Origin of the sequence: Anabaena sp. CCY 9613 (assembly GCF_963920895.1) — a bacterium.
Classification (GTDB): Bacteria; Cyanobacteriota; Cyanobacteriia; order Cyanobacteriales; family Nostocaceae; genus Cyanocohniella.
The window spans coordinates 418,053-432,537 of the sequence record NZ_CAWUDE010000002.1 but is presented as its reverse complement, the minus strand read 5'-3'; the positions used below and the strand labels follow the sequence as shown (position 1 = coordinate 432,537).

Sequence of the window (14,485 nt, the reverse complement as noted above, 5' to 3'; positions counted from 1 at the left end):
GTCCATCCCCACCTTGCTTCGCTGAAAGTGGGGACTTCCGTGATTCCGTTAAAAATTTGAAGTTAATCCTACACGAAAAGTAAACCCAGGACTGTAAATACGATTTACTCGCTCGTATTGCTCACCGAGTAAGTTTTCTAAATAAATTGTCAATCCTAAATTACTATTTACAGGAATCCGACCACTCAAATCTAAATTTAGAAAAGATGGGACGAAATCTCTGCTTGTTTCCCCAGGTGCATTAAAAAAGGCTCGACGCATACCACTGTTATAAGTGACATACAAATTAGCTTGCCAGCCTGAATTTTGATAACCAATACCACCTTGAGCTACAGAATAAGGAATAAAACCTAACTGTAAACCTTGTTCTGCACCTGTTTTGATTTTGGCATCTGTATATGTATAGTTAAGAAAAGTTGACCAGCCAGGGGTAATTTGATATCGCAATGCGGCTTCTAAACCATTAGTATTTACTAATCCAATGTTTTCCCATCTGCCAGCTATAATCCCTAAACGATTATCTAAACTACTGCCAAAGTAAGTAAATTGCCCAATCACATTATTTGTGAGTCTGACATCTACTCCCGCAGTCCAAGATGAGCCTGTTTCTGGTGTTAAATCAGGATTTGGTTCCCAACCATGAACTGTATCATAAACATATAGTTGATCTAATCCAGGATTACGCTGTCCACCTGCCCAACTACCGCGCACAGCTACTGCTGGTGTCAGGGCATAACGTAAGCCAGCGCTAGGGTTCAAATAATTGCCAAATTCCCCATCAAAGCTTTGTCTTAGACCTAAGTCTATCTGAAAATCGTTGCTAATATTTAAAGTATTAACAGCAAATAAAGCTGTGTTTAATACATTTCTATTTTCAACTCCATTATTAATGATTCTGTCAGGTCTGGTACTGAAAGTATCTCCAGTTAAATCGCTATTTTGTAAATCTAATCCCCAGCGTAATTTATAGTTGGGGGATAATTGCCAATCATGATCTACCCTAGCTGTAATTTGTTGGGTATCTAAAACACCTGTGCGGTTAAATTCTTGTCCAGCAAAAACTGTAGGGCCATAAGTACTGAAGTAATCTTGGTTATAACCGAGTGTGGTTGTGAGATTTGAGCTTTCTCCCTCACCTAATCTAGTTTTCCAAGATAAGCCGACGTTAAAGCCATCATGGTCTAATCTATCTCTTTGGAGAGGGAAACCAAAATAAACTAAACCTCTCCGACTGCTGAGTTTTTTAATATCTAAATTTAAGGAATTTTTACTATCTAAATCTAAACCTATGCTGCCAAAATAAGTACTGGTAGCTGTGTCTGCATTCGCCAAAAATCCTTGAGCATCACGATTAGCTGCACCCACGGGGACGCGATAACGGTTATCTATAAAGAATCTTTCAAAGCTGAAGTTATATCTAGCATCACCAACCGAGCCACCATAACTTACTTGTTGATTATTTAAGCTTAATGAGCCAAATTCTGCACTTCCAGTTAATTTAGGTTGACCATAGCCTTCTTTGGTAATGATATTCACAACTCCGCCAAAGGCTGATGAACCATATAATGCGGAAGTGACACCGCTATATAATTCCACCCGTTCAATGGCTTCTACGGGAATACTATTTAAGTCGGTTCCACCATGATAAGTGTTGACATTGTTATTAATTGGTCTGCCATTAATCAGAAATACAGACTGATTAATTGACGCACCTCGGTAGTATGTTCCTGTGTGAATATCTGCACCATGACCGACATCATTAATGGCGAAACCGGGCATTCTTTTTAAAACATCAGCTACGCTTGTTGCACCCTGTTTTTGAATTTCTTCTTGATCAATTACGTAAACAGGCGTAGACTCAGGCAGTGGGTCTTGTTCTCCAGTTACTTCTATAAAAATATCTACATCTTCGTTATCAGTTGGTTCTACTTCTGGTTGAGTTTCCGGGTTGACTTCAATGGGGATAGATTGTTGAGTTAATAATTCTGCACTAGTGGCTGGTAATTCGATTTCACTTAAGTTAAAAATAATTGAGTTTATCTGCTCTGTTTCAGCAGCAAAGGCGGGAAAAGTAATTAATAAACTTGGTACAGCAACAGGTAGTAGAAAAAAATGCTTGTTCACTTAGTTTTCTTAACTTAGGTAAAAATTACTAAGTAGTATTTTTGCTGTAACAACAAAATGGTGTCAAAAGACGCGCTGTCGTAGTAAATGCGAATGGGTAGAGGAAGTTAAGTAACTCTTAGAGGAAGATTACCTCTACCCTAGCCGCGCTACTACATTTATTTTGCTATCTCCAAAGTGATGGAAGAGGGCTGTAAACTAGGTTTCTAGACTGAGGGCGAAGAAGGACTAAAGTCCTGACTACGAACTTTCTTATCCATTAAATGTTTAAATCGCGCATAGCTAAACGAATTTGTTCCATGCGCCTGCGGTTGACACCGAGATCAGATTCTCCTATACGAGATGCTGAACGCAGATGAATTACTGACTCATCGGTAGGTAAATAAAATTCTACATCATCCACAAATTTGAAGATGCGGCTTTTAGAAAGAGCATGAATGTAATTATCTGTTTGTTCAATAACTTCTGTACGGGGAACAACGGTGAGAACTTTCAGTAAGGTTTCCCTTGCTGTATCTCGATCTACATGATAGGCGATGGGGTCAATGGCGTGTTTAAAATCAGCATTTTGGCTGACAACACAGTTGGGGGAAGCGGGACAAGCACTCAGATGACCTTGAGCAATTCCTAACCCAGAAGAATCAGCCCAAGTAGCCGCAGGAAAGATTAAACTACTAATAAGTGTCAGAAATATGACAAAAGTGATACTCCGCAAGCATCGCGGCGTGAAAGCTTTTAGTATCCGGGACATGAGCAATTTACGGTTTGAATAGTACTCAATTATTTTCGGTCATTTCTGATCAAAATTCCCGTCATGGATGATTGTCACGTCAGCGATCGCCTAAAAATTAAGTCACAATAGTGATAGGCAATCATAGAGGGTAAGACTATGCTTCGTCTAACTCAACTTATTCGCAACTTGTATCTTCGCCTTGAAGGCTGGTTGGGTGTTGTATTCAAAAATGTGTTGGGTGTGATCAGAAATGTCTTAGGTTTTTTTGCCAGGCTTTTCGGATTTACCAAGGCTGAATACTTCCTAGAATCTGATGAATCCACGGGGATAAATCGAAATACAGCAAAAGAACCAAAAGAATCAGAACAAAATAAAACTCCTGAAACCCCCACCCCTAAACGCCGTCGTCCTCAAGGCAAAATGGATGACTATTACTTGAATATGGCTCGTGATGTGAAAAAAAGCTAAATTAACGTGCGCCTCCGTTGGAGACTAAGGAACATGAATTAAATAACATGCAAGTCTGGTTTTTGACCTCACCCCGCCTTTGACTTGCGTCAAAGTCTCCCCTCTTCTTGGTAAGGGGGCTGGGGGTGAGGTTCTGTATTTTATTAAATCCACATTCCTAACGTTAAATTGTGGGTGCGATCTCGCCCATGAACATATAATAGAACCCCACTTCAATCTGTGGGGTTGTTTTTTCTGAAGTCTGCTGACTTTGTTAAAAATAATATGACGTATACTTGACATTTAGCCAATTAGTTAAATAATTGGTAAGTTAGATATCCATTAATCGAATTGGTTAATATTTTATTACCAATTGCTCATTACTAAAAAATGGCAAATTACCTAATATTTACTTCTTGCAGATGATTTTCCATTTTCATGGTTGAGTTGTGAGAAACCAAGGCATTTAAAGCGACATTTGGACTTTGATTATGTAGCCCCTGTTTTTGAGTATATTCGTTCAGCTTATCCTGAGCTTGAGCATATACAGGCGTATTTTTAGGAACCTTGCGGAGAAACTTCACAGCACCATTCAAATCACCCATAGCTGCTTTTTTATTAGCATTATGTAGAAAATAAGCTGCTCTAATTTGTCGCTTTTGATTGTACTCAGCTAACTTTTTTTGAACTAATGTACCCGCAGAACTTTCTTTGGGAATTTGACTCAGATACTCAATAGCAGTGGAGAAATCTCTAGCTATGGCTTTTTCGTAAGCTTTGGCTAATAAATCTTGTGTTTGTGCTTCGATATTAACGTGTGCTTGTTGCACCATTTTGTCTATTTTCGATTGCCAATATAAAATATCTGGTACTTTAGGCACAACACCCAAAACATCTGACCATCTACCCTCATTTAAAGCTTGTTCAGCTATTAAGTATTGTTCGGCTGCAAATTGCCATTGATGTTGCCATTCTTCAATGGTGGCTTGAGCCTCTGGATAAACATTACTGTGAGCCGGAATTGATTTAGCTAAAGCCAGGGCCCTTTGCAAATCCCCTGCTTGATATTCTTCTGTAGCTTTATATAAAGTTTCTGTTTCCGAATAGGCTGGAGAATTATTCATTAAAGAATATACTCCCAATCCCATCAACAAAGAATTAGCAGCCAGTCCTACTGTCATTCCTGTGAGTAATGAAGATTGCCCTGATGTCGATTTTTGGGGAGAATTCTCACTAGGAACTATTTTGTCTTGATTTGTATTCTCCTGTGGTTTAGTTGGGGGTGTTGGAGTTTCCCGTTGCATTTGCTTGAGGACACGCAGTACCTCACTTGCAGACTGAAAACGGTCTTGGCAATCATAGCGGATCATTTGGCTGAGAACAGCAGCGAGATAATCGTTAACTGGTGTATCTTGAGTCCGCCAAATAATTTCATTAGTGTGAGTATCCACTTTTAATTGCAGTGGTTCTAGCCCTGTTAAAGCCTGAATCCCAATCATCCCCAAAGCATAAATATCACTATTGGGTTGTGTTTGACCAATAAATTGTTCTGGTGGGATATAACCTAGTGACGTGACAGGAATCCGATAAATTGGTAATTCCCCATCTAAATCAAAATCAACCGACTGGATAGAACCAAAATCAATTAAAACTAACTTGCCATCAGCTGTACGTCTAATTAAGTTTTCTGGTTTAACGTCGCAATGAATAAAGCCTTGAGAATGAACAAATTCTAAAATACCCAAGATATCTTTTAATAATTCTATAACTTCACTTTCCGACCAAATACATCCCCAATATTGATTTATGGGCAGTTCCGCAGCTAATGAGTGTCCTTCAATAAATTCTTGCACTAAGTAGAAACGTTCATTTTCTTCAAAGCAAGTAATAAATTCGGGAATTTGGGGATGGCTTCCTAGCAGCTTGAGGGTGGCTGTTTCGGTGAGAAAGCATAATCTTAAGGGGTCTAAGTAGCTGGTTTGGCAACTACTCCCTTTGAGCTGTTTAATTACACATCGGGCATTTTCGGGATAATTTTTATCTATAGCAATGTATGTTTGTCCAAATACACCTGCACCGAGGCTTTGGATGACTTGGTAACGTGCTTGTAGTACTTTACCGATCATGTAGTGGTTCATGAGCTGTTACTGAGTAAGTCCTTAATATAGATTTTCTAATCTGGTGATTAATTTCCGGAATGCCTTGATAATAAATCATTACAGCGTTGTAGCCGAAAATAAAACTTTTTACTGTTTCAGTATTTTTACTAAAGTTTTTTAACTATTTTAATACTGCAATTACATAAAAACGTCAATCAGCTATGAAGTACGAAATATTTTCAATATTTTTACTTATAAGGAACTATAATATGTTACAAATTTCTAGTATCGAGTCCCTCATTTTCCTCTTCTATCACTTCAGAGTTATTTGTTAAAGGTTTTACCACACGAGCGATCGCCTCTTGGACAAAAGCCTTAATAAACTCATCTCGGCGATTCATCTTGAATTGTTGCTTAACTACCTCTGTCATCCCGCCGTCACCCCAATCTTGGTCATGACGAAAATATTCTATAAAACTTTTACCAGCAATTCGCGTCAGATAAGCTGCTGTGACGCCTTGAATTGCCCTACCCACGACAAAAGTAGCCACATGGAGTTGCAAAGCGGTAGATATTAATTGAATTGCGCCTTTAACTATGCCGAGACTGGCTATGGTTTTGGCTAAGGAAAGGGCTAACTCTTTACCTCTTTCCATATTCAGTTCACAGCCGTATATCCTGCCAATCTCCACTACCATTTGAGCATTGACAGCCGCAGTTGCTAATAAATCTACCACTGGTAGAGGGGTGACTGATACCACACCAGCACCAATCCACTGAAATCGGTCAACTATTTTATCAGCTTGGCGGCGACGCTGGGCATCAATGAGATTGCGCGCTTCTTCTCCTAAACGTAGCGATTGCAGGAGAATATTATCTGCCACCAAATCTTCACCCTCAGCCCGTAAAATCGCCGCCATTCGCCGCAGTAAAGGGATAATATCTGGTTCTGGCTGGAGAGTTTCGCCAGTTTCTAACTGTGCAGATTGGGGATTAGCAGCAATGGCTACTACATCATTGGGGGCAATAAATCCCAACACGCGTTGACGTAAGCGGGCGAGAATCGACTCTTGATCCTCATCGGTATATAAATCTGTTTTGTTAAGAATTAGGAGCGATCGCTTGCCAATTTCTGCTAGGCTGCGTAACGGTTCATATTCAGAACGGCGCAAGTCGTTGTCTACCACAAACAATAGTAAATCAGCTGATGTCGCCAGTTCTCGCGCTAATTGTTCCCGTTCCGTACCCGCCACCCCTGCTTCTAAAATCCCTGGCGTATCGGTAATTAAAATTTTGCGTTCTAAGCCCTTCAACCGCAGACAATAAGTTTCCCCGGCTTGGGTAGTTCCCATTGGTGCATTTACTTGCCCCACCATGCGCCCCATAATGGCATTTACCAGAGAAGTCTTGCCAGCACTCCCCGTCCCAAAAACCACTACTTGAATTTCACCACGGGCTAAATTGACTTCAATTTCTCTAGATTTACTTAATAAAGCTTGTTTTGCTACTTCATCTTGAATTTGGGCTACTTGTTGCCGTACAGCTTGGAGAGTTGTAGAAGCAGCATCAGACTTAGCTGCGGGAATTTCTGCCGCAGTTACTCGCCGACGTTGACTACGCGATCGCTTTTCCCCAGCTTGCAGTATTAAGACGTAATAAACAAAAGCTGCAACTAAGCCCCCGATTAATACAACCAGCAACAACAACAGCAAATTGCCCAGCAGTGGAGAATAAGACAACTGCCAGTAAAGCCGAGAGAGAGAATCAATCAGCCAGAGGCTTAATCCCAAAATGACGATTAAACCAACAATCAGCGTGACTATGCGCGACAGAGGCATGGATGGCAAGGTTAGTTAGTGGGTATAAAGGCTGATGCTTTTAATGTTAATGGTTTGAGTATCGGGTGTTGTTGATTTAGGGGATGATTTTTGTCACGCAAAGACGCAAAGGCGCGGAGAGAAGAGGGAGGGGAGCAGGGAGCAGGGGGGAAGTTCCCTAGTCCCTAGTCCCTAGTCTCTATCTATCGACAGATCCCATGATCACGTCCACACTGCCGAGAATGACGACAATATCTGCAACCTTCATCCCCCGCAGTAATTCTGGGACAATTTGCAGGTTGTTAAAATCGGCTGGGCGAATTTTCCAGCGCCAGGGGAAGGGATTATCATCGCCAACTAGATAAATTCCTAGTTCACCTTTGCCGCTTTCGACACGGGAGTAGATTTCACCTTTGGGCATTTTAAAGGTAGGTGAAACTTTTTTGCCAATGTATTGGTAATCAAAGGCGTCCCACTCAGATTTTTTCCCAGCCGCCATGCGCTTGGCTTCGAGGTTTTCGTAAGGGCCTCCAGGTAGTCCTTTGATAGCTTGGCGAATAATCTTCACTGATTCGCGCATTTCTCGCATCCGCACAACGTAACGGGCGAAGCAATCGCCTGCGGTTTCCCACTGGACGTCCCAATCGAAGTCGTCGTAACATTCGTAGTGGTCAACTTTCCGCAAATCCCACTTAACGCCAGAAGCACGTAACATGGGGCCAGATAATCCCCAGTTAATTGCTTGTTCGCGGGTGATAGTACCAATACCCTCAACACGACGGCGGAAGATGGGGTTATCAGTTACTAAACGTTCGTATTCATCGACTTTGGGTAATAAGTAGTCGCAGAAGTCCAAACATTTATCTACCCAACCATAAGGTAAATCAGCGGCTACACCACCGACACGGAAGTAGTTGTTATTTACCATCCGATATCCGGTGGCGGCTTCCCACAAATCGTAAATCATCTCCCGTTCCCGGAACTGGTAGAAAAAGGGAGTTTGGGCGCCGACGTCAGCGAGGAAGGGGCCGAACCACAGTAAGTGATTAGCAATGCGGTTGAGTTCCAGCATGATTACGCGAATGTAACTAGCGCGCTTGGGAACCGCTATACCTGCCAATTGTTCTGGGGCGTTGACGGTGACTGCTTCGTTAAACATCCCTGCGGCGTAGTCCCAACGACTAACGTAGGGGACGTACATGATAGTAGTCCGGTTTTCGGCAATTTTTTCCATTCCCCGGTGCAGATAGCCGATGACTGGTTCACAATCAACGACATCTTCACCATCTAAAGTGACAATTAACCGCAAAACCCCGTGCATTGAAGGGTGGTGTGGCCCCATGTTCAGCACCATTGGTTCGGTGCGGGTTTCTAGTTGTGCCATAAGTTCCGTGTTCTCCCATTATGAAAATTTCAACTTGAATCGCGTTGATGCCCACCAGACCCGAATGATCTTTTCTGCCAAAATCAGGTTAGTAAGGGAAATATCTTGGAGAAGTCACCCTGGGGGCGTCTACATCTATTACCCATACAGGAGTATGTTGGAGAGGGGTGGCAGCGAGGGGATTTTACTTGATGTTGCATTTTGTTTCACTTCTTCAATTATTATATGGAGCTTGAGATTCAGGGAATTGAGGCGCAGGAATTTCTTCATGTGCCTGTGTTAAGTCGGGAAGTCGTTGAGGGGTTGGCTATACGTCCCGGCGGTCATTATTTGGATGCGACGGTAGGCGGTGGTGGTCATAGTCGTCTTATTTTGGAAGCTGCACCGGATGTGCGGTTGACGGCAATTGACCAAGATGAAGATGCTTTAGCGGCAGCGCAACAGCAGTTAGCTGAGTATGGAGAACGAGTACAATTTATTCTCAGCAATTTTGCGTCTTATAAATATACTCCTAACACCTTTGATGGCATCCTGGCTGATTTGGGGGTGAGTTCTTATCATTTGGATCAGCCGGAACGGGGTTTTAGCTTTCGCCACACCGCCAATTTAGATATGCGAATGGATCAGCGACAATCGCTAACGGCTGCTGAGGTGATTAATGAATGGGATGAAGGGGAATTAGCAGATATATTCTTTAAATATGGTGAAGAAAGATTATCGCGGCGCATTGCCAGACGCATTGTGGAAAGACGGCCATTTCAAACAACCACAGAATTAGCTGAGGCGATCGCCTATGCTGTTCCGCCTAAATACCGTCACGGGAGAATCCATCCGGCTACCCGTGTGTTTCAAGCTTTGCGAATTTTCGTCAATGACGAGTTAAAGTCCTTAGAAACCTTTTTAGCACAAGCCCCCAACGCCCTTGTTACTGGTGGCAGAATAGCCATTATCAGTTTTCACAGCCTGGAAGACCGCCCAGTCAAGCATGATTTACGCAATTCACCTTTATTAAAAGTATTGACAAAAAAGCCAATTACTGCTCAAGAAGACGAACTGGCCAACAATCCGCGATCACGTTCTGCTAAGTTAAGAATTGCCGAGAGATGTAGGGAGTAGGGAGTGGGGAGCAGGGAATAACGAAGAAATTTCCCCCCTGCCTTTTGCCTCTAACTTCTAATAAGATGAGGCAACTCAACACAAAATGTCGAACCTTCCCCTGGTTGACTGGTAACGCTGATTGTGCCTTGCATGATTTCTACTAAGGATTTGGTAATTGCTAACCCCAAACCAGTACCGCCATATTTTCTGGTGTTAGTTTGATCTACTTGACGGAATTGCTCAAAAATATACTCTAAATCAGACTCGGCAATTCCTACGCCGCTGTCTTGCACTGCGATCGCCATTTTATCAGGAGCGATCGCCCAGGCTTTGATGGTGATGCTACCAGTTTCGGTAAATTTAATGGCGTTTAACAATAGCTTGACTAAAACTTGTCGCAAACGGGCGCTATCGTTCACCAACAAGGGATCATCAAGATTAATTTCTACTTGTAAATTGAGGCATTTTTCGGCGGCTAGGGAACGATATTCAGCGACGGTTGTTAAAACTAAAGTAGATAAATTAAATTCTTCTGGTTGCAACGAGATACAACCGCTTTGGACTGTGGACAGGTAAAGCATATCATCGATAATTTCTAGCAGATGATTGCCGTTACTCAAAACACGTCGCACCATATCTTCTTGTTGCTCAGATAAAGTTGCCGTGCGCTGACGCAATAATACTTGTGATAATCCCAAAATCACGTTGAGGGGAGTACGGAGTTCATGGGATGTGGTGGCTAAAAATTGGGACTTGAGGTTTGCTGCGGCTAATAGTTGCAAATTCTGGATTTGCATTTGGTGTTGCGTTTTTTCCAGTTGGCAGTTTTGCTCTAAAATAATTTCGGTTTGCGTGGCTAAACGTGCTTCTTGATCTGCCAAGACTTGCATCATGCTCGCATTATTAATGGCGATCGCTACCACCTCAGCTACTGCATTCACCAGGTTTTGCGATGTTGCATCAAAGGCTTGGGGATTTTCCCAGTTACCAATTGCCATTACTCCCAAGCGTCCAGCTTGTGCTGAGTCTATGGCTACGGCGTACATGGCTGCGGGAGTAAAAGCTGAGAATATGGGAATGATCGGACACAAAGATAGGGTGTAGCCTTCAATCATCATCTCATCTTCCTGGGTTGCCTGAAACAACTGGGGCGCGCCTGTGGCAAACACCTGTTCTAGAAACCCTGTATCCGGATGAGTCGCAACATCAGAGGATATCAAGTTTTCGTTGGTACTCCAAAGTCTATCTCTACCTTCCCTGCCATTCAGCATCAAGAAAAATAGTTTGTCTACATCAACGCCTGCTTTGGCGGTTAATTCTAACTGTGTGGTTTGGGGATTACATAACGCTATCAAGCAAAACTGAGCATGATCAATGGCATCAACGACTTCCTGTGCCATCTCATTTAATAATTGAGGTAAATGAGTCAGTCGCCGATTGATCATGCTTGTAAGGCGCTGGAGTATCCCTAGTGGGGAAGGGATATAGGAAGAATTAATATTTGCCCTCGAGTTAATCTGCTGTTGTTCACTTAAAATCATATTTGCCTGATGGGGATAGTCTCTAGTATTTAGTGGCTTCTTGCTTTCTTGTGGTGATATTCAAAAAGCCTCGCCGGAAACTGTCTTTCTCTTATAGGCAGGCTTGATTTCTGTCTTGTAGAGTAGAGAAAATAGCCATTACATTAACATCCGGCAGTTTTAGTCGCTTGATTGATCCTCCCTGGCTGCTAATAATTGTATTTGTTTGTCACCTTTGTAAATGTCTGATTTACTGCTATTTTTCTTACTTCATGAGATTCCAGCAATCGGTTTTTTCCTTATTTTTATACTGATGGGTTTAATCAATATTTTTTCAACTTATTACCTAAATTTTCCACAGTAGTTTCACTGAAAAATATATTTAATTTTTTTGATATTTATCCCTTGATTAATTCAGATATGAAATGTCCGTCTAGTGATTTACGACAATGCTGTGAAACCGTCATGAAGTTGTATTAATTTTGCTGATTATTGCGCTTTATGTAGTGTGGCCATGCCTGAGGCGGGTATAATCATCGCAATGCTGAATATAACTAAATAAAGCAGGTATGTAAAGGCGTTAATTGAGTGGCAAAATTTATCTCAAACTCCAGCACACAGATGATTATGTAAGACTAGAATAATTTTGTGTTGGAGGACAAATTAATTGTCCTCTCACATTAACTGTGCAGTTATACAGAGACAATAATTGCCCACATACTCATACCTAAACCAATAGCAACTAGATGTTGCCACACAAGCGATCGCATGGGTTGACGAGCAATTTTTTGGGTTAATACTATAGTTAATAACACGGAAAAAAGCAGCGTTGCACCTTGTAGAAAGTCAATCACAGCCGGATGTGCCACCAAAATTGGTAATTGTTCACCATGCAAACCAAAAGTAGCAAAAGTGACAGGTAAAATCCGTCCCCCTTCACCTAAACCCAAACGGAGATAATGAGCTAAATTACCTCCCAACACCAATGGTAGATAGCCATAGGCAAGTTCGATAAATGGCCGAGATTTGCGATGAAAATTGAATAGTTGCATCAAACCATAACCTGCGAAAACCACAGCAGCGGGGATAATTAAAGTGAGGATCGATATTCCCAAGTGCTGCCAAAACAAAGTTAAATTCACTTGTAATCCTAACCAAGATTGCAACTCTGGTAAGCGATGCAGATATACTCCACCCAAGAGCAAAAACAACAATGCTACTTCATAGCTGCGGGGTACATGAGTTGTCCACAATTCAATCCCAGGGGGACGCAAATTAAATTCTACGGAACGATGAGGACAAGCTTTCAAACAAGTCATACACAGCACGCAGTCTCGATTATCTTCCAACTGGGCTGGATGAGAATAAACTGGACAGCCATTAGTTTCCATTCCTTCGCCCTTGGCGGGGCCACCTTTATAACATTGATAAGTGGTGCAAGTAGCTGAACAAATACCCTGCTGCGCCCGGAGTTCGGTCATGGAAAGTTTGGCAAATAAACCATTCATTCCCCCAATAGGGCAAAGATATCGGCACCAAAACCGCCTTTCAAACAAAGCAGAGAAAATCATGGCTCCAGCGGTAATTAATAACAGCAAACAAGCAGAAAGATAAGCGGTATTTTCTAAATCCCAAAGTTCTTCCCAGAGGAAAATTAAAGTAAATAAACCGAATAAAAACCATCCACCCCATTTTTCGGCTTGTTGTCTGGGCCAACCTTTAAGTTTTCTGGGAAACAACCATAAAGAAAGTTTTTGAGTAATTTCCCCGTAAATCATGAAGGGACAAACTGCACACCAGACACGACCCAAAAACGGGAAAAGAAACAGAAAGAAAGGCCACCACCAAGCCCAGAATAAATTTAAAACGAAATTGCGATCGCGTGTTTGGGGACCAATAAATAAAATACCAACAGTAATTGCAAAAGCTGCCGCAGTAAAACCGTAATTAATCCGGTCAGGCCACCAAGGACTCCGCAGAAATTTTCGCAAACGAGGATAGGCATTCAACAGATTTAAGCGAAATAATTTTTTCTTAGTTTGGGCTGACCAAAATATTTCTTCTGTTAACTCTTTTCCCTCTCCTAGCTGAACAATTGCCCGTTCTACGAGATTTTTTAACTCTTTAAGATTACCGGGAAAATCATAAGACTGTAAGCGGCGTAAGGCTTCTGGAGTAATCTGGGGTTTAGCCAGACCTTTCCCTCGCACATAAAGGCTAGTGTAATATTCTACCTGGGCTTGAATATCTGCTTTCCGCACTCTTAGTGGTGGTACTTTAATGACAATCCCCACACACCGTTCAATCATCGATTCCCTTTTTTCGGAAACCATCAGAATGCGGGCTTTACAAGGGCGGGGTGTCGCCGGGGGTTCACCTTGACGACTCACAGGAGTATATTCACCTGTTTCCAGCAACTGTGCCACAGCTGGCAAGAGTTCTTCAGGTAAATCTTGGATGTTATTAAAAACTATAGTGCCTTCTCCCAGCCATTCTAATAGACCGGGTTTACCTCCAGCCCGACCGAATAAATCCATCCCACTCGTTTGCAGAATGGCACAATTAACTTTAATCATCGGTTCTCGCCGTTTAGGAGAACCATAATGAATCAGGGCGGCTATATTATCTTTTTCTAAACCTGGTTCCCCGAAAATTTCCACAGACTTTCTGTTATTGGCTGCTTCTCTAATTTGCTCCCGTAGACGCACAGCATAGCGACTTGTACCAATAATTCCCCGTTGGGCTTTGGTAACTAAATATGGGCGTAAAGCCACAGAACGTTCTTGTTCATAGCCCAGTGCAGATGTAACTTGAGCCAATTCTTGAGCCAATTGACGGGAAAACGCCTGGTTAATTTCCGGGTATTGGTTGACTAAGGCACGAAATTTAGTCGCTGGTACCATCCACAAATGACATTCAGTGACGGTGGTGATGGTACTAGGGATTAACTCATCTAATACTAGTTCCTTGAGGTGAATCACTGCACCAGGGAGGAAACCACAGACTAAAGCCGGATTATTTTTATTGCTGGTTTTACTTTCGAGTTGACCTTGTTGCAGAATATAAAGTGCTTCTGGGCCAGTACCTTCGCTAACTAGGTTGTTGTCTGCTGAGATAACTTTTTCTTCAATGATTTGGGCGATCGCATCTAGCACCTCAGGTGAGAGAATTCCTAAAGGTGTGCGTTCTTGTAGCCATATAACCATTTCTGGAGATGTCATATCTATTCTCCGTGCAGGTTGATGTATACAAGGCATTATCCC

At 42.1% G+C, this 14,485-nt stretch carries 9 protein-coding genes; 2 read left to right on the top strand and 7 right to left on the bottom strand.

The features are described 5' to 3' along the window. Nucleotides 1-48: 48 nt before the first annotated feature. Both ACM0OT_RS03750 and ACM0OT_RS03745 read right to left on the bottom strand, forming a co-directional pair. Nucleotides 49-2,124, bottom strand: a complete 2,076-nt coding sequence (locus tag ACM0OT_RS03750) for a TonB-dependent receptor plug domain-containing protein (RefSeq protein ID WP_414562834.1) — start codon at nucleotides 2,122-2,124, stop codon at nucleotides 49-51. Between the two features lie 259 nt (nucleotides 2,125-2,383). Continuing rightward, nucleotides 2,384-2,875 carry a DUF1499 domain-containing protein gene (locus ACM0OT_RS03745; protein ID WP_414562832.1) on the bottom strand — a complete coding sequence of 164 codons (492 nt, stop codon included), beginning with the start codon at nucleotides 2,873-2,875 and terminating at the stop codon, nucleotides 2,384-2,386. Nucleotides 2,876-3,013: 138 nt separating this feature from the next. On the opposite strand from ACM0OT_RS03745, the gene ACM0OT_RS03740 reads away from it, so the two are divergent. After that, complete coding sequence (locus ACM0OT_RS03740) at nucleotides 3,014-3,325, top strand: threonine dehydratase (RefSeq protein ID WP_414562830.1); 312 nt, start codon at nucleotides 3,014-3,016, stop codon at nucleotides 3,323-3,325. 377 nt (nucleotides 3,326-3,702) lie between these two features. Here the strand turns inward: ACM0OT_RS03740 and ACM0OT_RS03735 are convergent, their stop codons facing one another. The 3 genes from ACM0OT_RS03735 to ACM0OT_RS03725 form a co-directional block, all read right to left on the bottom strand. Further along, entirely contained in the window at nucleotides 3,703-5,442 is a 1,740-nt protein-coding gene (locus ACM0OT_RS03735; protein WP_414562828.1) for a serine/threonine protein kinase, read from the bottom strand. Nucleotides 5,443-5,675: 233 nt separating this feature from the next. Beyond that, nucleotides 5,676-7,241: a YcjF family protein gene (locus ACM0OT_RS03730; RefSeq protein WP_414562826.1), complete on the bottom strand. Its 1,566-nt coding sequence runs from the start codon at nucleotides 7,239-7,241 to the stop codon at nucleotides 5,676-5,678. Nucleotides 7,242-7,419: 178 nt separating this feature from the next. Beyond that, the gene (locus tag ACM0OT_RS03725; RefSeq protein WP_414562824.1) at nucleotides 7,420-8,604 is read right to left on the bottom strand and encodes an NAD(P)H-quinone oxidoreductase subunit H; all 1,185 of its coding nucleotides are present in this window, start codon (nucleotides 8,602-8,604) and stop codon (nucleotides 7,420-7,422) included. A 225-nt stretch (nucleotides 8,605-8,829) separates the two neighbouring features. Here ACM0OT_RS03725 and rsmH point away from each other — a divergent pair, with 225 nt between their 5' ends. Beyond that, the gene (rsmH, locus tag ACM0OT_RS03720; RefSeq protein ID WP_414562822.1) at nucleotides 8,830-9,720 is read left to right on the top strand and encodes a 16S rRNA (cytosine(1402)-N(4))-methyltransferase RsmH; all 891 of its coding nucleotides are present in this window, start codon (nucleotides 8,830-8,832) and stop codon (nucleotides 9,718-9,720) included. A 50-nt stretch (nucleotides 9,721-9,770) separates the two neighbouring features. On the opposite strand, the gene ACM0OT_RS03715 is transcribed toward rsmH, so the two are convergent. Together ACM0OT_RS03715 and ACM0OT_RS03710 are read right to left on the bottom strand one after the other, a co-directional pair. Further along, on the bottom strand, nucleotides 9,771-11,147 hold the full coding sequence (locus tag ACM0OT_RS03715; RefSeq protein WP_414562820.1) for a sensor histidine kinase: 1,377 nt from the start codon (nucleotides 11,145-11,147) through the stop codon (nucleotides 9,771-9,773). A 767-nt stretch (nucleotides 11,148-11,914) separates the two neighbouring features. After that, nucleotides 11,915-14,443, bottom strand: a complete 2,529-nt coding sequence (locus ACM0OT_RS03710) for a sigma 54-interacting transcriptional regulator (RefSeq protein ID WP_414562818.1) — start codon at nucleotides 14,441-14,443, stop codon at nucleotides 11,915-11,917. Nucleotides 14,444-14,485 lie beyond the last annotated feature (42 nt).